21 protein-coding genes and 1 pseudogene are annotated in these 19,450 nt (G+C 34.9%); 6 read left to right on the forward strand and 16 right to left on the reverse strand.

Annotation, left to right across the window (positions count from 1 at the left end; genetic code table 11):
• The 6 genes and pseudogenes from AACZ92_RS11380 to AACZ92_RS11405 form a co-directional block, all read right to left on the reverse strand.
• Nucleotides 1–556 (reverse strand): annotated as a pseudogene (locus tag AACZ92_RS11380) (dihydroorotase); the annotation flags it as partial.
• Nucleotides 557–607: 51 nt separating this feature from the next.
• The gene (locus tag AACZ92_RS11385; protein ID WP_339701324.1) at nucleotides 608–2,530 is read right to left on the reverse strand and encodes a BatA domain-containing protein; all 1,923 of its coding nucleotides are present in this window, start codon (nucleotides 2,528–2,530) and stop codon (nucleotides 608–610) included.
• A 47-nt stretch (nucleotides 2,531–2,577) separates the two neighbouring features.
• Nucleotides 2,578–3,774 (reverse strand): GAF domain-containing sensor histidine kinase, encoded by a 1,197-nt coding sequence (locus AACZ92_RS11390; RefSeq protein ID WP_339701327.1) that lies wholly within the window; start codon nucleotides 3,772–3,774, stop codon nucleotides 2,578–2,580.
• 65 nt (nucleotides 3,775–3,839) lie between these two features.
• Complete coding sequence (locus tag AACZ92_RS11395) at nucleotides 3,840–5,042, reverse strand: HAMP domain-containing sensor histidine kinase (RefSeq protein WP_339701329.1); 1,203 nt, start codon at nucleotides 5,040–5,042, stop codon at nucleotides 3,840–3,842.
• A 112-nt stretch (nucleotides 5,043–5,154) separates the two neighbouring features.
• Nucleotides 5,155–5,922, reverse strand: a complete 768-nt coding sequence (locus AACZ92_RS11400; RefSeq protein ID WP_339701332.1) for a TIGR02757 family protein — start codon at nucleotides 5,920–5,922, stop codon at nucleotides 5,155–5,157.
• A 3-nt stretch (nucleotides 5,923–5,925) separates the two neighbouring features.
• A complete protein-coding gene (locus tag AACZ92_RS11405; protein WP_339701335.1) occupies nucleotides 5,926–6,585 on the reverse strand; it encodes an ABC transporter ATP-binding protein in 660 nt (219 codons plus the stop codon).
• Nucleotides 6,586–6,720: 135 nt separating this feature from the next.
• Between AACZ92_RS11405 and msrA the strand changes: the two genes are divergently transcribed.
• The 3 genes from msrA to AACZ92_RS11420 are packed head-to-tail and all read left to right on the forward strand — an operon-like array spanning nucleotide 6,721 to nucleotide 8,223.
• Complete coding sequence (gene msrA / locus AACZ92_RS11410) at nucleotides 6,721–7,266, forward strand: peptide-methionine (S)-S-oxide reductase MsrA (RefSeq protein WP_339701338.1); 546 nt, start codon at nucleotides 6,721–6,723, stop codon at nucleotides 7,264–7,266.
• On the forward strand, nucleotides 7,266–7,865 hold the full coding sequence (gene folE, locus AACZ92_RS11415; RefSeq protein ID WP_339701341.1) for a GTP cyclohydrolase I FolE: 600 nt from the start codon (nucleotides 7,266–7,268) through the stop codon (nucleotides 7,863–7,865). The genes msrA and folE overlap by 1 nt, the downstream gene beginning before the upstream one ends.
• Before the next feature lie 49 nt (nucleotides 7,866–7,914).
• Nucleotides 7,915–8,223: a hypothetical protein gene (locus AACZ92_RS11420; protein ID WP_339701343.1), complete on the forward strand. Its 309-nt coding sequence runs from the start codon at nucleotides 7,915–7,917 to the stop codon at nucleotides 8,221–8,223.
• Nucleotides 8,224–8,328: 105 nt separating this feature from the next.
• Here AACZ92_RS11420 and AACZ92_RS11425 read toward each other — a convergent pair whose 3' ends face one another.
• The 9 genes from AACZ92_RS11425 to AACZ92_RS11465 form a co-directional block, all read right to left on the reverse strand.
• Complete coding sequence (locus tag AACZ92_RS11425) at nucleotides 8,329–8,886, reverse strand: type 1 periplasmic binding fold superfamily protein (RefSeq protein ID WP_339701346.1); 558 nt, start codon at nucleotides 8,884–8,886, stop codon at nucleotides 8,329–8,331.
• A gap of 18 nt (nucleotides 8,887–8,904) precedes the next feature.
• Nucleotides 8,905–11,304 (reverse strand): TonB-dependent receptor, encoded by a 2,400-nt coding sequence (locus tag AACZ92_RS11430; RefSeq protein WP_339701349.1) that lies wholly within the window; start codon nucleotides 11,302–11,304, stop codon nucleotides 8,905–8,907.
• A 35-nt stretch (nucleotides 11,305–11,339) separates the two neighbouring features.
• On the reverse strand, nucleotides 11,340–11,672 hold the full coding sequence (locus tag AACZ92_RS11435) for a hypothetical protein (protein ID WP_339701352.1): 333 nt from the start codon (nucleotides 11,670–11,672) through the stop codon (nucleotides 11,340–11,342).
• Nucleotides 11,673–11,802: 130 nt separating this feature from the next.
• The gene (locus AACZ92_RS11440) at nucleotides 11,803–12,099 is read right to left on the reverse strand and encodes a DUF6787 family protein (RefSeq protein WP_339701355.1); all 297 of its coding nucleotides are present in this window, start codon (nucleotides 12,097–12,099) and stop codon (nucleotides 11,803–11,805) included.
• Nucleotides 12,096–12,518, reverse strand: coding sequence for a DUF6146 family protein (locus tag AACZ92_RS11445; protein ID WP_339701358.1), 423 nt, complete (start codon nucleotides 12,516–12,518; stop codon nucleotides 12,096–12,098). The genes AACZ92_RS11440 and AACZ92_RS11445 overlap by 4 nt, the downstream gene beginning before the upstream one ends.
• 120 nt (nucleotides 12,519–12,638) lie before the next feature.
• Nucleotides 12,639–13,283 (reverse strand): DUF937 domain-containing protein, encoded by a 645-nt coding sequence (locus AACZ92_RS11450; protein WP_339701361.1) that lies wholly within the window; start codon nucleotides 13,281–13,283, stop codon nucleotides 12,639–12,641.
• A gap of 55 nt (nucleotides 13,284–13,338) precedes the next feature.
• Nucleotides 13,339–14,298, reverse strand: a complete 960-nt coding sequence (locus AACZ92_RS11455) for a D-2-hydroxyacid dehydrogenase (RefSeq protein ID WP_339701364.1) — start codon at nucleotides 14,296–14,298, stop codon at nucleotides 13,339–13,341.
• Between the two features lie 56 nt (nucleotides 14,299–14,354).
• A complete protein-coding gene (gene serC / locus AACZ92_RS11460; RefSeq protein ID WP_339701367.1) occupies nucleotides 14,355–15,422 on the reverse strand; it encodes a 3-phosphoserine/phosphohydroxythreonine transaminase in 1,068 nt (355 codons plus the stop codon).
• Nucleotides 15,423–15,487: 65 nt separating this feature from the next.
• Entirely contained in the window at nucleotides 15,488–16,549 is a 1,062-nt protein-coding gene (locus AACZ92_RS11465; RefSeq protein WP_339701370.1) for an acyl-CoA reductase, read from the reverse strand.
• A gap of 61 nt (nucleotides 16,550–16,610) precedes the next feature.
• Between AACZ92_RS11465 and AACZ92_RS11470 the strand changes: the two genes are divergently transcribed.
• The gene (locus AACZ92_RS11470) at nucleotides 16,611–16,961 is read left to right on the forward strand and encodes a 4Fe-4S dicluster domain-containing protein (RefSeq protein ID WP_339701372.1); all 351 of its coding nucleotides are present in this window, start codon (nucleotides 16,611–16,613) and stop codon (nucleotides 16,959–16,961) included.
• A 73-nt stretch (nucleotides 16,962–17,034) separates the two neighbouring features.
• Here the strand turns inward: AACZ92_RS11470 and AACZ92_RS11475 are convergent, their stop codons facing one another.
• Nucleotides 17,035–17,556, reverse strand: a complete 522-nt coding sequence (locus AACZ92_RS11475; RefSeq protein ID WP_339701374.1) for a hypothetical protein — start codon at nucleotides 17,554–17,556, stop codon at nucleotides 17,035–17,037.
• A 185-nt stretch (nucleotides 17,557–17,741) separates the two neighbouring features.
• Between AACZ92_RS11475 and AACZ92_RS11480 the strand changes: the two genes are divergently transcribed.
• Together AACZ92_RS11480 and AACZ92_RS11485 are read left to right on the forward strand one after the other, a co-directional pair.
• Complete coding sequence (locus AACZ92_RS11480) at nucleotides 17,742–18,602, forward strand: alpha/beta fold hydrolase (protein WP_339701376.1); 861 nt, start codon at nucleotides 17,742–17,744, stop codon at nucleotides 18,600–18,602.
• A 1-nt stretch (nucleotide 18,603) separates the two neighbouring features.
• Complete coding sequence (locus tag AACZ92_RS11485) at nucleotides 18,604–19,401, forward strand: alpha/beta hydrolase (protein ID WP_339701379.1); 798 nt, start codon at nucleotides 18,604–18,606, stop codon at nucleotides 19,399–19,401.
• Nucleotides 19,402–19,450: the final 49 nt, after the last annotated feature.

Genomic DNA, 19,450 nt, shown 5'->3' on the forward strand with positions numbered 1-19,450 from the left:
CCGAATAATCTAAGGGGAATGATTGTACCAAACCATCAAAATTCTGGGTGTATTGCAAGGCAATTTTTAAGAGGTTGGCATTGGCAATGGGTTTTTTATAATCGTAAAACGAAATGGCGCCTTCGTTTTGCATATCATACAACTCAGCTAAATCTTTGCTTTCACTTTTTACCGTAAGCGCGCCAATAGGGTAGAGGGACACCGCATTGTTATGAGCTTGTGATTTTAAAAACTTGATGTTCGATTTACTATCGGTAACCGGTTGGGTGTTGGCATTAACGGCCACATGTGCAAAACCACTTTCAGCTGCTGTTTGCAGACCATTTTGGATGGTTTCGCGTTCTTCAAAACCTGGTTCACCAAATGATACACTGCTGTCAAACCATCCTTGTGAAACGTGCAAGTTTTCTAAAGAAACCTCTTTTACTTTTTTAGGGTTTTTAAGTGTTGCTGCAATCTTTTTAATCGTACCGTTTTCAATAAGTATATCCCTCTTTTTAGTATGGTGCTTGCTTTGAGGGTCCAGTATGGTTGCGGCTTTTATAAGTATATCCATCGGTTTTCTTTTAGTTAGCAGACTTTGGTATTATGAGGTTCAACTTAAGCATTACTTGAAAAATTTTAAAACCAGCATCTCTATTAGTAAGAACAGTACCGCAAAAATAACAAACCATTTCCAAAAACTGTTTATATTATTTGCTTCTGTTATACTATCAAAAAGTTCTGAAATGGATGCATTATTATTTACACCGTTCCAGTTTTCAGTGTTTAAATACTGTAAATTGCTTTCGTTTCGGTTAAAGTTATAACTAATATTCGTAATAAAGTCAGTCTCTTTTACTATATCAAAAGTTCCGGAAGTAGCGGGTTCTTCAATAGTTGTTACTGCTACTTTATTGGCTTTAGTTTGTTGCAACGGAATGAACACATTGCTACTGTCTTTAATTTTAAGTATCTCATCTTCCATTAACTGAACCGGGATATCAAAATTATTTTGCTTCCCGATGGTGTAATACAAATTGGGTAATGCCAAACTTTGCTGCGCCATATTGTAAAAGGTAGGAACAATTAAAGGTGAGTTTTGAAAATTTGAATTTTCCAGATTAATAGGGGCACTTAAAAAGTAGGTGTTGCTTTTCTGAAATATAAACGGCTTTCCATCTTCATAGTTTAGAACAGAAGTAGCATTGGTATTGGCCTGATAATAGGAATTTACAGTAGGATATTGAAAGTTTACCACCCTTTTTTCAAAAACGTTTTGGTACAACGGATGATCGAAAACAATCTGTGTTATCTGCTTTTCAGAAGAAATCTTTCCTGAAAAACTTCCCATTCCTAACGTAGCTAACAAATTATTATAATCGTTTATCTCTGCTTGTTCTGAAGGGATTACCAACACGCTACCACCATTAGCGCTAAAGGATTGTATAGCAGTAACCAACGATGCTGGAATAGCAGTAAGCTGATTGATAATGATAAAATCTTGATTGGGTATATTGTTATAATTTAAGCTGTTCTGTGTTTGCTGTGTGTACTCAAACTCTTCTTGGTTGAACAACCGCTGTAAAAAACCGGAATCGGCTTCATTGATAGAAAGGACTTTTATTTTTTTTGGCGCATTGATGCTAAAAAACAAGTTGTTGTCATAGGGTAGGTTAGGGTCTGTTATTTCTAACCTTCCTTTAAAGTCTGAAGTATTTTCAATATCAAAAACTGTGGTATTGGAGTTGTTTGACGAAAAATCAACTGCGGTTTTAGCCACTAATGATTCTCCATTGAAAAGGGAAACCGGGACACTTTCCGGCACCTCCCCACTTGCCGAAACATCGACTTTAAGTTGGATGTTCTGTCCATTTTTTGAGGAAATATAAACAGAATCAACAGTTATGTTATTAGTATTTACCGGTTGTAGCCGAACAGTATTAATGGTTATATTTTCAGGGACTTCTGGGAAGGTTTCGTTTTGTTGAAAATCTGAAATAAGAATCAATCGTTTATTAGAAGCTTCAGAATCTGAAAAAAGTTGGTTTGCTTTTAGTAGTACTTCAGAAAGTGATAATTGTCCTTGTGCATAGGAAACGGAAAGTATTTCACTTGTAAAATCCTGTAATGAAACATTTTTATGGGTTGAATTGTTGGTAAACCAACTGATTTTTTCTGAAGGTATTTGTAGGTTGTACAGTTCTTGTAAACTTCGGTTTAGCAATGGGCCATTCGTCCCTTTTGCTTGCATACTAAAGGAGTTGTCAATGTACAAAACCGTTTCTTTATTGGTATTCAACGCTGTTTTGGTTGCGGTAAACGGTTGGGCAAATGCAATTATAATACTGGCTAATGCTAATAGGCGCAATAAGAGGGTGATCCACTTTTTAAGTTGGGAACTTTTACGCGTTTGTATGGTTACTTTCTTTAAAAAAGCAACATTGGTAAAATCTACTTGTTTAAAACGCCGTAATTGAAAAAGATGGATAAATATGGGGATGAGCAGTAAAAAGAGGGCGTAAAGAAGTTCTGGGTGTTGAAACTGCATCCTTTTGATTAATTGCTCAAATATATAAAATGCTTAATGAATAATCGCTATTTCTTTAGCGTAAAGATAAAGGTACTTCCCTTTCCAATATCTGATTCAAGAGAAATACTTCCACCCATTTTATTGACTAGGTTTTTAACGGTAGCCAATCCAATACCCGTTCCTTGTTTACCTTCGCGGTCTTTAACACCAGTGGTTTTAAAAAGATCAAAAATATCTCCTTGAATCCTTTTATCAATCCCTATACCATTGTCTTTTATTGTAAATTGATGGTAATCTTCTAAATTTTCATAAGTTATTTCTATTCTCGCAGTTTCCGAAGTGTTATACTTTAAGGCGTTATCAACTAAGTTGAGGACAATCTGGGTAAGGGCAGCTTCATGTATGTTTTTAACAACACCTTCAGTTGGATATTTAAAAACAGCATGTTGGATAATAAGCATCTCTTTAATCTTTTCAAAAAATGACTTTAAAGTAATGTCTGTTTTTTGATCATCTAATAGGGTAGTAGCTTTATAATACCCTAAAATACCATTGATGTATTCTTTGAGAGTATCTGATGATTCCTCTAAATAGTCTAGGTATAGCAGGGAGTCTTCAGTTAGATTGCTTTCGTTATCTTCTCGCAGCATTCTTGTTAAGGAAGTTATGTTTGCCAAAGGTGATTTTAAATCGTGCGAAACAACATTTGCAAAGTTTTCAAGTTGTTTGTTGCGTTTAAGAAGTTCATTCTCTGCATCACGCAATAAATGGTTTTTCTTTCTTAACTCTAATAGATTCACTATTTGTTCGGCCAACGCGACAAGCGTATCACACTGTACATTTGTCAATTTTCTTGGTATATGATCATACACGCACAGAGTCCCTAAAGCGTATCCTTCTGGGTTAATTAAAGGCACACCAGCATAAAACTGTACCTTGTATTTATCTACAATAGGATTATCTTTAAAGAGTTCATTTTTATGGGTATCGTTTACCATATATATTCTTTCATGGCTTTGAATGGCCCGGGTACAGAAAGAAATATTCCTTGGGGTTTTATCTAATGAGATGCCATAACATGATAGCAAATGATTATTGGCTTTGTAAATAAGGGATACAAATGCAATAGGCATATTACACACACTTGCTGCCAGGTTTGTAATGTTATTAAAATCTGGAGCAGTTGGGGTATCTAGTAATTTATATTCTTTAAGAGCGTCTAAACGCTCTTTTTCGTTGTTTTGGGGTTGAGGAAAAGCCATAAGATAGTATATGTACGAAAGAATTTCAATTTGGGTTTTGCCAGAATAAAAAAATTAAATCCTTTTTATTTACACTCTATAGAGAAGTCAAAAGTCGTGCCTTTTCCTAATTCTGAAGCAACCGATATATCACCACCAAGATTGGTAATTAATTTTTTTACTGTAGAAAGCCCAATCCCATTTCCTTTTTTACCATTTCTATCTAATGTTCCAAGGGTGGTAAATAGTTCGAATATATTAACTATTTTTTCTTTTTCGATACCCACTCCATTATCTGAAATTTTAATAAAGAGCATCCCATTTTTCTTTTCGCAATCAATATCGATAACAATTTTATCTTTATCGTTGTATTTTAAGGAATTACCAATAAGATTTATCAATATCTGCTCTAATGCTGCACGATTACAAGAGACTTCAAGATTATCTTCAGGAAGGTTAATTTCGCAATCTACATTAATATTTAGCAGCTCTACAATTTCTTCAAACAAATGAAGCGTATCAAACTCTTCAAACGATTTTTGTGAAGTTTTATCACTTTCATAATGTTCTAACAACCCAGTTATATATTCGCTTAAAGTAAATGAAGATTGTTTTAAATAATCAAGGTACTCAATGCCTTGATCATCCATGCTTTCACCATATTTCTTTTTTAGAATATCTGTAGTAATAATCATATTCGCCAAGGGCATTTTCATATCGTGCGATATAATACCAGCGAAGTTTTTTAGTTGCTCATTGTTTTCTTTAAGTTCTTTTTGAAGTTTTTGTAACGCGATATTCTTTTTTCGCTCTTCTAATAAATTAACAACTTGAGATGCTAATGCTTTTAATGCATTTATTTGTTTATCGGTAAGCTCTCTTGGTTTATTGTCTAATATGCAGAGTGTTCCGAGCGCATATCCGTCTGGAGTGTAAAGCGTCACTCCTGCATAAAAGCGAATATTTTGCTCAGTTACAACAGGGTTGTCCTTAAAACGTATATCCTTAAGAGCATCTTTCACTAAAAAAACTTCAGCATTATCTACAATGGCATGTCCGCAAAATGAAGTATCTCGTGGGGACTCTTGTAAGTTAATTCCATGATGAGACTTTAAGTAATTACGATCTGCATCCATTAGAGTAATAAAGGATATAGGTACATCGCAAATACTTGCCGTTAAGGTAGTAATTGTATCAAAATCTTTTTCCGGAAGCGTATCCAGCATCTGGTAAGACCTCAATGCTGCTAGTCGTTCCTGCTCATTAGCTGGAATGGCTGGTGTTATCAAATTAATTTCCTCCTATGGGTAAAAACCCAGTTTATTCATTAAATTATAATCTTGTAAAATTACTAAAAATTTTGTTAAGATTCCTATTGAAATATTGAAAGAATAATTTAGTCTAAAACGCTTCAAAAACCCCTAAGCCAAATAAGGCAAAATCATATTTAGCAGGGTCTGCCGGGTCTAATTTACGTAGAGAGTTGTCCAGTTCGGTCAAAGCCTTTGCGTCGTTTTGCTTTCGTTTTAAAAGGGAAAGGCTTCTGGCAACTCTTCCGCTATGAACGTCTAAAGGACAAGAAAGCTGAAAAGGGGATAAGCTCTTCCATATACCAAAATCTACTCCCGTACTGTCGTTACGCACCATCCACCGTAAAAACATATTAATTCGCTTTGCTGCGGAATTTTTTAACGGATCGCTCACGTGTTTTTCAGTTCGTTTTAAATGTGGAAGGCTAAAAAACACTTTTTTAAAGTGATGAATGGCTGGCTGGAGCGTATCTTCTTCAGAAAATGTAGAAAAAACACCCTCTAAACCCTTGTGTTCTTTATAGATATACTGAAGGGCTTTCATAAAATAGACCAAATCATCACTGTTGAAGGTGCGATGTACAAAGCCTGAAAGGGATTCGCTGTGTTTATCTTCTGAAAAATTTAAAATATAATCGTGTGGGGAGTTACCCATTAACTGCATGAGCCGTTTCCCATTTTTAATAATGCTTTTACGGTTACCCCACGCAATGGTTGCGACTAAAAAGCCAGCTATTTCAATATCTTCCTTTTTAGAAAACTGATGGGGTATTTGTATAGGATCGCTTTCAATAAAAAGCGGTTGATTATAGTAAGCAGCTTTTTCGTCTAAAAATCGTTTCAATTCTGCTTTTCGCATATACTATCGTAAAATCTTACCGTCTTGCATTTCGAGCATACGGTCTGCCATTTCTGCCAACTCCTCGTTATGGGTTACAATGACAAAGGTTTGCCCAAACTCGTCCCGAAGCTTAAAAAACAGGTTATGCAAGTTTTCGGCACTTTCGGTATCTAAGTTTCCACTGGGCTCATCGGCAAGAATGATGGCCGGATTGTTAATTAAGGCTCTAGCTACCGCAACCCGTTGTTGTTCTCCACCAGAAAGTTCATTCGGTTTATGATCTTCACGGTGTGACAACCCTAGGAAAGAAAGTAATTCTTTGGCTCTTTTTTCGGCTGCAGCTTTTGGTGTTTTTTTTATGAAGGCAGGAATACAAACATTTTCTAATGCTGTAAATTCAGGTAGTAATTGATGAAACTGAAAAATAAAACCCAAATTTTCATTTCGGAATTTCGCTAACTCTTTTCGCTTTAGTGTTTTAACGTCAATCTCGTTTATTTGTAGTTTTCCTTCGTGCTTTTCTGAATTGTCAAGCGTACCTAAAATCTGCAATAATGTGGTTTTTCCTGCACCAGAAGCACCGACAATAGAGACGATTTCCCCCTTTTGTATATGAAGATCAACTCCTTTTAATACGTGAAGATCATCATAGTGTTTATGTAAGTTTTCAGCTAAAATCATGACTATTTAATAAGAACGTGAAAGTACTGTTTTGAAGACAGAAACGCAATGTTTCTTTTAAATAAGACATTAATTATTTGTTAAACGGAAATATACAAACAGTACACTTTGTAGTTTTATAAAAGAAAAAAATATATGGAAAAAGATAATAAACAAATTGTATTTGCTGGAGGATGCTTTTGGTGTACCGAAGCTGTTTTTCAACGCATTGAAGGTGTAGAATCTGTAGTCCCAGGATTTGCTGGTGGGAACATTAAAAACCCTGCCTACCGGGAAGTAGTTTCAGGTAGAACTGGTCATGCAGAAGCTGTAGAAGTAACTTTTGATGCTGCAGAAGTAAAACTGGAAACCTTACTTGAGATATTTTTCGCTACGCACGATCCTACTACGTTAAACCGACAGGCCAACGACGTAGGAACACAGTATAGAAGTGCTATATTTTATACCACCGAAGAGCAGCAACAAAAAACAGAAGATTTTATTACCTTGCTGACCGATAAAAATGTTTTTGAAAACCCAATTGTAACCGAGGTGAAACCACTAGATGCTTTTTATAAAGCTGAAATAGATCACCACGATTATTATAACCAAAACAAGCAGCAACCGTACTGCCAATATATTATCAACCCGAAAATTGATAAAATAAATAAATACTATTCCGATAAACTAAAAACTACTTAATGGCGTCCTATAAATTCTTTGAAGAGTACAATGAATCTGTCACAGATGATTTAAAAACTAATTTTTCTGAAATACTGACTAGGCTAGGGGAAGACGTAAATAGAGAAGGCGTTTTAAAAACTCCAGAACGAGCAGCAAAAGCCATGCAATTTTTAACCTCTGGTAACTCTCAAGATCCTGCGGAAATATTAAAATCTGCCATGTTTGCTGAAGATTACCACGACATGGTAATTATTAAAGATATAGAGCTGTATTCGTTATGCGAGCACCATATGCTGCCATTTTTTGGGAAAGCACATATCGCTTATATTCCCAACGGTCATATTGTAGGGCTTAGTAAAATACCTAGAATAGTAGATGTATTTGCTAGAAGATTGCAAGTGCAAGAACGTTTAACGCACGATATTTTAGAATGTATTAATGATACGCTAAAACCGCAAGGAGTTGCTGTCGTTATTGAAGCTTCGCATTTATGTATGATGATGCGTGGCGTTCAAAAGCAAAATAGTGTGACTACCACTTCAGGATTTCGTGGACAATTTGAGAAAATTGAAACTCGCGATGAGTTCCTTAAACTGATTAGCAACGACTTATCATAATTTTTGGCAGGTTTTTTGCGTTATAATTAATAAATAACCGAAAACCACTATGAAACATTCAAAATATAGAATATTAAAAAAAGGACTTATCTACGATGCCGTAGGTATGGTAACGATGTTTATTCCTTTAGTAGGGCCTTTCTTAGATATAATCTGGGCGCCTTACGCTGCTAAGAAAATGAGCGATATGTATGAAGGCGAGCAAGGAAAAATAGCTTCCATAATAGTATTTGTAGAAGAAATACTCCCAATTACAGACTTTGTACCAACATTTACGTTAATGTGGCTATATACTTATGTTTGGCAAGGGAAAAAAGATCCTGTGCCACAAACTATTGAAGTTAGGGTAAATGAGTAAAGCTAAAATACGAATTTATATAAACAAAAAACCTCTCTAATTAATTAGAGAGGTTTTGTAGTAAAAGCTTAAGCTTAACTCGAGAACAAAGTTACTTAGCTAAAACTACTCTACAGTTACATTAAAAGTGGCTTCAATATCTGTTTCACCACCTGCATCGCCTAAAGTACCATCATTTGGTTTTTTAGGTTCGTGGCGTAAGGTGAAAGTTAAAGTACCTGCGCTTGCATCTCCAGCACTTAAAATGAATTTTGTACCCAACGGGTTGTCATCGCTATCATAATTACTATATTCTGTGCTAGCATTAAGACCTCCAGCTATAGTATAGAAAAACTGGTGCTCTTCAGCTTCTTCCACAACTTCTTCTGTGATATTCTCAGCAGGGTCTTCTGTTTCATTTAACAAAATGATGTCACCATTATATGATGTGTTTGCATTTAAGTTACCAGATACAGTAATAACCGGTTCGTTAGGTCCATCTCCGTCTAAATCTCTTGTTACTAGTGTTACGGGAGTTCCACCGTCATCTGGTGTAAGGGTTACTGTCACTGTTGTTATTATTTCCTCTTCATTTACTGGTTCCGGGTTTTCATCGTCGCTTGAACAAGCAATAAATAGTAGCGAAGCAAAAAATAATATACTTACTGATTTCAAATTTTTCATAGTTTCTGTTTAAAAGGTTTAATAATCAATTTTAAGGTTTAATAAAAAGTTTCTACCCAAGTCATCTGCGTAATAGCGCAAACGATTTAGGTAATTTCGGTAAGAGGTGTTAAATAGATTCTTTATACCCAATCCTACTGTAAGCGTCGATTTATTGTTTAGTTTAAAGTCAATACTTGAGTCGAAGTCCAAAAGGTGATATGCCTCTGGCGGTGTACTTACATCCACAATTTCTGTGGTTTGTGTTTCTGGTATGAAGACTTCAAAATTAGTATTGGGAAATTCATTTTGACGAAATACGTACTCACTTTGCAGTGATAATCTTAAAGAGTTAAGTTCAGGTTTTTGATAAACAATTCCATTTTTGGTGTTAACTGCCGGTATGCTTATTAAAGGGGTATCATTAGTACGATCATAGCCTTTAACTAATGAAAATTGATGTTCAAAGCGGAAATTTTCTGCAAAAGAATAGGATGCATCTATATCAACACCTAGCAATTCTGCATTGGTTTGTCTGTATTCCCATACTTGAAAATTACCTCTAATTGTCTGTTGTATTTCGGTAGGTTCAATAACAATAAAATCGTTAATTATATTTATGTATGGATTGATAGAAAAGCTAAAGACGTTTTTTTCACGTTGAAATGTTAAGGAGAATTTATGACCAATTTCAGAATTAAATCGTAAATCACCCAATTCTATTCTAGAAGCCGAATGATGTAAACCTTCACTGAATAGCTCTGAAGGGTTTGGCGCTCTAGAGGCTAAAGAATAATTAAAAAAGAGTTTGTAATCTTCATTGAAAGAATAGGTGGTTCCTACAGTTCCTGAAGCGTTATAGAAATTATACTCTGGATTCGTTAAAATTTGATTGCCTAATTCTTCTACTACAATTTCAGGAAATAGCTGGTCATAGTTTCGAGATTCCCAAAAGGAAGTACGGTAGAATTTAAATACATCCATATAGGTATAATCAAAACGACCCCCGATTTCTAGTAGCCAATCATCATTCAAATCGTAATCTGCAATTAAATAAGCTCCAATTTCATACTTATCATAATCAGGGATTAAACGTCTAACACCAGTGTTTGGATCAGCAAAATTATTTTGATAACGTCCTAGAATACCCGATTTTAAGTTTAATGAATTGGATAATTTTGATTCCAAATCGAGCATTATAGTATGAGTTTTAAGGTCCAGGTCTAAAGAAGCCTTATCTTTATCATCTCCCCGACGTATATCATACTCCAATCTATGGTTTGCTTGAAAATCATATTGAAAGCTAAGTTTTCCTATGCTTTCAAACCTTTTAAAAGCTTTTAAACGTGCTAAATGATGTGTAACGTCTTGCTTTGGTGCATCAATGTTATAGGTGAAATCTCTAATAATTGATGGCTCTCTACTGTTAATTGCATTTATTTGGTCCTGCGCACCTCCTAAATGTGAAGCTCTCAAAATGCCTATTTCATTTTTGAATATAGAATAGTATCCTTCAATCCCATAATCAAAACGATTAAGACCAATGTTAATAGAGGCGTTTCTTTCGGAAGTTCCTGTATTACTTAATATGTAATCTGGCGTCTCAAAATCCCCAAAACGTTTTAAAGTTCCTTGTACCGTGCCAAACCAGCCATTCTGATAGCTTTTAGTAAGTTGTGACGAGACAGTTGTACCTCTACCGTTTGATGCTGCTGAAAATAAAGTTTTTCCATATAGACTATCTTTTACAGGTACTTTTGCCGCTTCGGAAATAATAACGCCTCCCACAGCATCGCCACTGTATTGTAACGCTCCAGCTCCTTTTATAAGAGTTAGTTTACCAGCTGAATTAATATCTACATTTGGTGCATGTTCAGACCCCCATTCCTGGTCTTCCATTCTAACGCCATTATTAATTATAACAACACGACTGCTATGAAGTCCATTAATTAATGGTTTAACCACAGTATTACCTGTATTTAAAGAAGAAACTCCACTTAAACTATTTAAAGCGTCTCCCAATGAACCATTACTGAACTTTTCAATCTCTTCTATTGAAAGTCCACTTTGTATAAGCGTTTTAGATTTGTCCTTATACACTTTCCCATCAATAGTAATTTGATTCAGTTCTTCTAAATGATGCTCTAACTTAAAGTTTTTGGTTGTAGCACCAGAAACTTTTATAGTATACCCTTTAGTTAAACATTCAGGATGTGAAATTTGTATAGAATATTCTTGATTACACAACCCTGTTATGGTATAGTTACCATCAAGATCAGTCTGCACGGCTTGTTCCGTTCCTGCAACAATAAGTGTTGCACCAACTAACGGAGAATTATCGTGAGAGTCTTTTACAGTACCAGAAAGATTGTTGTTACAATTTTGTGATATAGCAGTAATACTGTATAATACCAGTATTACTAATGCATACGTTCGCATATATTTTAATTAAAATAAAAATTTCCTTTTATTGATTAACTAAAATTATGCGGGGGTGCTCTTAATTGAAAGTAATTTTTTTTATTTGATTGAAGTGGTAAAGGAGAAAAGTTATTTTCAACTTTAAAAGGGGGGGGTAATACTTCAAGTTCAGGATAACTCTCTGTATCATAGTTAAAAGAAGCTATGTTAAAGTGGCAAATTTGACACTCAGGACTATCTTCATGAATGTGCGTAGAAGTATCTGTGCAAACAGTTTCTTCATGCCCTTCTAAAGAATGTAAAAACTGTACAGTAATAGGCAGCAAAAAAACTACCATACATATAGTAGATGCTATTATTTGTACAATTCTATTTCTAAGAAACATATAGACTCTTCTTTTTATAAGAATTTTTCTTCAATTTGCAAATATATAAAACTATTGCCCTATTTAAAATGCAATAATTTTTTTGTGATAAATTTAGCATTTTGTCTTTTACGGGATTTATTGTGAAGTACTATTTAATAAAACGAAATCCCATACTACACAGCATTTTTTTTTCAAAGTTCCAAAAAAAATGAAACTCTCCAAAGAGCCAACCAAAGAAAACCAGTAAAACTTGATAGGCTGGGAAAATGATTAAAATCCGAACCGGCCAATAGATATACCAACCATTTTCTTCTGTAATGCCTATAGCTTCGGTTAGAGGTGCAGCAAATTTTGCTGAAGTGCTTCCAGTTATGGCAAACACAATAAAAATCACTGTAAGTTGCCAATTAGATGTGATGTTCCATCGTTTTTTTAATTTATTCATCGTCGTCCTCCAGGTAAATGTTGGTTGTATTTTTGTTGAAAATAGACAAAGTAATTGTAAAGTAGATAATTTACTTCATATCCGTAATCTGTATTGTAATCATAGTTTATTTCCTGAGGATACAGATTGGAGTTAAAGCGTTGTGGACTACGAACCCTGCTATTGTATTCAGATACAAAAAATTGATTTTTATTTTCAAGGTAGTTTAATCCATAATGTTGACGAGGAGGTTGCGTTACCAACCATGAATTAAAACCAGATTCTATAATTAAGATTTCATATTCCAAACTATCGTTTGCAATACGTATCGTGTCATTTTCGACTACTGAGGTATCAGTATTACCTTTCATAGTAGATTTTGTGGAATCGCAACTATAAACCGCTAGGGAAATTGCAATGAAAAAGAGTAGATACTTCATAAGAAACTTCTTTTTACAAAAATACTGAAAAGAGACCAAAGGGGCTGTTAAATCCGGGGAAATTAAAAAAACCGTGCTTTAATTAACAAAACACGGTTTTACTATTATTTTTGCTCAGAATTATTTTCCGAAAAGGCCGCCTATCATTCCGCCTAAACCACTTTTGCTACTATTGCCTAATACCATTCCGGCAACATCATCGATAATGCTTCCGTCGTTATCTCCATCTAATAAAGATTCGATTAGAGATTGTTCTTTATCTTGTTCTTCTTGAGAATTCCCCGCCATCATATTCCCGAGTAAACTGGTTATTCCAGATTGTGAATCTACATTTTGTTGTCTCTTTTCTTTACCTAAATATCCTAGTAAAATAGGAGCCGCTACTTGTAGTATTTGCATCACCGAGTTTGAGTCCATTCCCGATTTTTTTGAAAGCGCACCAACAACATTATCTTGAGAGCCGCCAAGTGCATGTCCTAGTATACCAAGACCATCAATTTTTGAGTCTTCATTTACACCTCCGCCAAAAAAGCCACCAAGGTTGTCTAAAAGACTACCATCGTGTTTACTATTGCTTAGAGCGCTCATAAGGCCAGCAGCACCTTGTTCAGATTTTGCGTTTTTTTTCATTGCTCCCATTAAAATTGGAAGTCCCATGGATAAAACTGATGCTGTTTTATCAGCAGGTTGCTTAGCTTCATTGCTAATACCACTAATAATCTGTTTTCCCATGTCGCTGTTTAATAGATCCAATATTCCTGCCATTTGTATTTTTTTAGTTTAATTTAAATCATTCAATTTTTAAAGGTAGTTAAAATTTCTAATTCACTGGTTTGAGGATTGATACAATTTGCTCAGCAAGTTCAGTACCAATTCTATCTTGGGCTTCTTCAGTTGCTGCACCAATATGTGGGCTTAGAGAAATATTCCCGTTCATTAATACTTTAATAGCAGGAGAAGGTTCGTCTTCAAAAGTGTCTAATGCCGCAAAAGATATTTTTCCTTTTTCTAAGGCTTCTAATAACGCCTTTTCGTCTATAACCCCACCACGAGCGGCATTTATTATAGCTGCACCGTCTTTCATTTCTTTTATTTCAGCTTCACCAATTACATATTTTTTTTGTGCAGGTACGTGTAAGGTGATAAAATCACTATGTTTTATTAATTCTGAAACAGGTTCGGTTTTAATTTTAAGGGTTATTTCTTGACCATCGTAAAAGTCTAGTGTTATATCTGCTTCACCGACTTGGTTGTCACTCGCAATTACTTTCATGCCACAACCAAGTGCAATTTTAGCTACTTCGCGACCAATGCGACCAAAACCAATTATACCAAGGGTTTTACCACGAAGTTCCTTTCCGCCCGCATAGGTTTTTTTCAATTCCTTGAATCTGGAATCTCCTTCAAGAGGCATCGTTCTATTGGCGTCGTGTAAGTTTCTAACGCCTCCAAAAAGGTGTGCAAAAACTAATTCAGCTACAGAAGAAGAGGAAGCTGCTGGGGTGTTAATTACATGGATGTCTTTACTGCGCGCATACTCCACATCTATATTATCCATACCAACGCCACCACGACCAATTACTTTTAAGCTAGGACACGCATCTATTAAATCTTTCCGAACCTTTGTGGCACTACGGACCAAAATCACGTCGATATTATTTTTATTTATATAGTTTTCAAGTTGTTCTTGTGCAACTTTTACGGTTAGTACTTCAAAACCTGCATTTTCAAGTGCTTTTACACCGCTAGTTGAAATTCCGTCGTTTGCTAAAACTTTCATATTTTCTTAATTATTTTGTTTTGGTGGTAGCTGAGCGAAGTCGAAGCCACCTTTTATTATGCTTTTCGTTCTAATTCTTTCATCGTATCTACTAACACCTGAACACTTTCAAACTCTAAGGCGTTGTACATCGAGGCGCGATAGCCGCCAACACTTCTGTGACCGTTTAAGCCGTTAATCCCAGCTTCTTGCCAAAGTGTGTCGAATGTTTCTGCTAAACTTTCATCGGTTAAATTGAAAGTTGCGTTCATTGTAGAACGATCTTCTTTATTGGCTACAAAACCAGTAAATAAAGGATTTCTATCTATTTCAGAGTAAATTAAATCTGCTTTTTTGTTGTTTATTTTTTCAATTGCTGAAATCCCGCCTTTTTCTTTCAACCATTCCATAGTTAGCATGGAAACATATACTGCGAATACGGCAGGCGTATTGAACATACTGTCTTTACTAATATGCACATTGTAATCCATTAATGATGGAATAGTGCGAGAGACCTTTCCTAAAACGTCTTCTTTTACTACAATTAGTGTAGTTCCTGCAGGCCCCATATTTTTTTGAGCTCCCGCATAAATAATACTGAATTTTGAAAAGTCTAATTGTCTTGAAAAGATATCGCTACTCATATCACAAACGATAGGAGCATTGGTTTTTGGAAAGCTTTTTATCTGTGTTCCAAATATGGTATTGTTACTTGTGCAATGAAAATAATCAATACCTGAAGGAATTGAATAATTTTTTGGTATATAATTGAAATTTTGGTCTTTAGATGACGCTACTTCAACTATTTCTCCAAATAACTTTGCTTCTTTAATTGACTTGCTAGACCATGTTCCCGTATTGAGATATGCAGCTTTATTTTCCAAGAGATTGTACGCTATTCGTAAAAACTCCATGCTAGCACCTCCTTGAAGAAAAAGTGCTTTATAGCCTTTATCTTGAAGTCCCAAATGCTCCAAAGCTAATGTTTGAGCACGCTCCATGACGGCTACAAAATCTTTACTTCGATGCGAAATTTCAATTAGTGATAAATCTAAACCGTTAAAATTTAAAATTGCTTCGGACGCTTTTCGCAATACCGGTTGCGGTAAAATGCATGGCCCGGCACTAAAATTATGTTTTTTCATAACAGAGTATTTACTACAAAGATGCTAATTCTGAACCCATTGTTGGTTAATTTGCTATTAATTTATTAAGATAGTTTCAACAAAAAATCTACTGTATCCACTCCGTCGGCATAATCCCAAAGTTCTGGGTTTTGCGCTGTTCCGAAGGGGATTTCATTATCAATCCCTGTATTTGAAACAACTGCTTGAATTTTATCAGCTTCTTCTTTCAGTTTTTTCTTTACATCTTCAAGGTTAGAATATTTTTCATAAAAAGTTACTGAAATAGGCGAGGAGTAGCCCGTATCTTCTTTTAATAATAAATATTCATTATCTAAGAGTTTTATGTCACTCATTAAGTAAACTGCCTTGTTATAATCGTAGTTATTTATGTACTTGTGGTTGTTTATAACGTGTTTCCATGAAAACATTCCGTTGAAAAATTTGTCATAATCGTAATCTTCAGGTAGGTATATTTTTGAAATATTACGGCACCCTAATCCGAAATAACGAAATATATCATCGGCTAGAAACTCCATTTCTTCATTGGTTTCGTTTCCTGTTAATACAGCGACTGAATTTCTGTTCTTACGAATGATGTTTGGATATTTACTGAAATAATACTCAAAATATCGCGCGGTGTTGTCACTTCCAGTAGCGATAACAGCATCGAAACTAGTTAACCTTCCTTCGGTAAAATCAATAAGGCTTTTGAACTCTGGTTCAACTGAAATCAAGTATTCCGCTAAGAAGGGTAGTAACTGCTTATCATTTGAAGATAGTTTTGCGAGAACTTTGTTTCCGGTTATTAAAACCGATAAAAAATCGTGAAACCCTACTAACGGAATATTTCCCGCCATAATTATAGCGACGGTTTTCGGCTCCGTTTCTGGAATAGTATACTTAGATATCCATTTATTGACATTGTCTTCGGTTAGAGCTTCTGCCCAACTTTTAAACGTAAAATGTAGGTTATCTTCCGTAAACCAGCCATTATGGTGTTTTGCAGCGTGCATTTTCTGCTGCATTTCAGAAAAAAAAGCATCATTATTTAAAACATCTTCTTTTTTCACGGGTGTTTCAGAAGAAAATTGTCCTAAAAATTTTCCTAAAGCGCTAAAAGCGTTAATTCTTTGATGTAATTGCATACTTTTTTGGAGTTGCCCTTTTTAGGCGTTAAATTTGCGCAAAGTTAGAAAAAGAAAACCGATGGCAATTATAATAACAGACGAATGTATCAATTGTGGTGCTTGTGAGCCGGAATGTCCTAATACTGCTATTTACGAAGGAGCAGACGATTGGCGTTATGCAGATGGTACCGATCTTGAAGGCAATGTAGTGTTGCCTAACGGAAAAGAAGTAGATGCGAACGAAACGCAAGAGCCCGTTAGCGATGAACTTTATTATATAGTGGCTGATAAATGTACCGAGTGTAAAGGGTTTCATGATGAGCCACAATGTGCTGCAGTATGCCCTGTAGACTGTTGTGTGCCTGATGAAGACAACGTAGAAAGTGATGAAGAGCTACTAGGAAAACAGAGTTTTATGCATCACGAATAACAACTACAAGATACATACAAAATAAAAATGCCTGCAAATCAATTGCAGGCATTTTTCATTATAGTAGTTTGTATTATTGACCTACTTTATAGATGTTTTTTACGACTACATCGTTTTTAGCGTCGTACTTTTCTACTACAAAATCGCCATTGGTATTAAAATATCCAAACGATTCTTCTCCGTCTTGCGACATAATGTAATAACCGTTTTGAGAAGAAGGCTTAATAATCGCATATTCCTTGTGAGTAGCTTGGTCCTGAACGGTCATCAAACGGTAGCCGTCTTTATCTTTTTGATTTATAAACTTATAGCGGTTGCCTTCATACCCATAACTTACATCTGTTTTAACCTTAGGATCTTTCATAACGCTTGTAAAATTAGTCTTATCTGCCGACTCATTTTTCAATTCCAACGCCTGATCTTTGGTTTTCTTTACTTTTTTTGTTTTTACATCAACTTTTTGATTAACCCCTTCATTGAATTTAACATAGGTCTTGGTTGTGGTGGTTTCGGTTTCTTCGTTTTTGTTTTTGTTGTCTTGTGCGAAACCAGTTGTAAAAGCTGCTAACGTGAAAACCATAAGTATCTTTTTCATAAGTAGAAGTGTTTAGTTATAAGTGTTTTGTTTAAAGTTAATTTTAAAAATAAAGGCTGTAAATGTTAATTACCGAAAATAGAATGATAATAATTTGCCAATTTTTTTTGTATAAATCCGCTTACTATTAAAATTATCTTAAATTAAAAGGAATATACTATTTTTATATAAGTAAACTTGAATTTATGCCAATTTGGTTACATATACTTATAATTATTCTTTTGGTGTATATAGTTGTAAGTGTACTACTTTATTACCTTCAAGATTATTTTTTGTTTCAACCTGAAAAGTTACCTAAGGATTTTCAGTTTTTATATGAAAACCAGGTGGTTAAAGAGTACAATTTAAAAACAAGGGATGGAGCAGTTATTAACGGACTTCACTTTAAAGTTGACAATCCTAAAGGAGTTGTGCTGTATTTAAAAGGGAATTCAAAAAGTATAAAAGGGTGGGGGAAGTATGCGGTTGATTTTACGAGCCAACAATACGATGTAATTATGGTAGATTACCGCGGTTTTGGGAAAAGCATAGGGAAAAGGTCTCAAAAAGCTATTAAGCGCGATTTGCAATACGCTTATGATAAAATAAGTAAGATTGTTTCAGAAAAAAATATCATACTTTATGGGCGTTCATTGGGGTCTGGTTTTGCCACCAAGCTAGCGTCTATGAACAACCCCAAGTTATTGATACTCGACGCACCTTATTATAGTTTAACCAAGGTCACGGGGCGTTATATGCCGTTTATGCCACTTTCTATTATTCTGAAATATCCCATGCCAACTTATAAATGGCTTAAATATGTGGAATGTCCTATACATATAATCCATGGTACAAACGATAAACTAATACCTTTTAAAAGTAGTGTGAAGCTCTCTAAAATAAAACCTAAAAAAACCACCCTTTATCCTATTATTGATGGTGGTCATAAAAATATGAATACTTTTAAGTCTTATCATCAAACTCTATATCGCATCCTTGATCCTAAAAAAAGAACTATCGACTATTCTGCGACTAGTCTAAAAGTTGAACACACAGCAAAAAAGTAATATGCGAACATTTTTAAAGGGATTATTAATTGTATTTTCGGGCTACATTATAATCATATTTGGGATGTACCTATTACAGGAAAAGTTGATTTTTTTACCTACCGAACTGCCACATGAGCATACCTATACCTTTGAGCAACCCTTCACTGAATTTTTTTTGGAGGCTGAAGACGGAGCCCGTCTCAATGCCTTGCATTTTGAAGTAGAGAACTCCAAAGGTGTAATCTTATACTTTCACGGAAACGCCGGCAACTTAGATCGATGGGGCGAAATAGCTTCTTTTTTCACACAGTTTGACTATGATGTTGTGGTGATGGATTATCGTACGTATGGTAAGAGCAGCGGGAAACTTTCGGAAAAGTCACTTTATAATGATGCTCAATTATTCTACAATTACCTTTCAAAGCGTTATTCAGAAGACAAAATTTCGGTTTATGGTAGGTCGCTAGGCACCACTTTTGCTGCCTATGTGGCATCTGTAAATCAACCTAAAAAATTAATCTTAGAGACTCCTTTTTACAATATGGCAGATGTTGCCAAAAAACGGTTTCCTTTTTTGCCAGTTAAACAATTGCTTAAATATCAGTTCTTGACAAATACATTTATAGATAATATAAATTGTTCTATAGTAATTTTTCATGGTACCGATGATAGCATTGTACCCTACGCATCTGGTAAAAAGCTATCTGAAAAAGTGCTAAAGGAAAACCTTAATTTTATTACAATTTCAGAAGGTAACCACAATAACCTCATTGATTTTGAGGAATATAGGAAAGCGATAGCAAAAGTTTTTCAATAAAAAACCCCGGCTTTTACCGGGGTTTAACTTGTTTTCTATGCTATAAAGT

The sequence above is a fragment of the uncultured Marixanthomonas sp. genome, assembly GCF_963974425.1.
Taxonomy (GTDB): domain Bacteria; phylum Bacteroidota; class Bacteroidia; order Flavobacteriales; family Flavobacteriaceae; genus Marixanthomonas.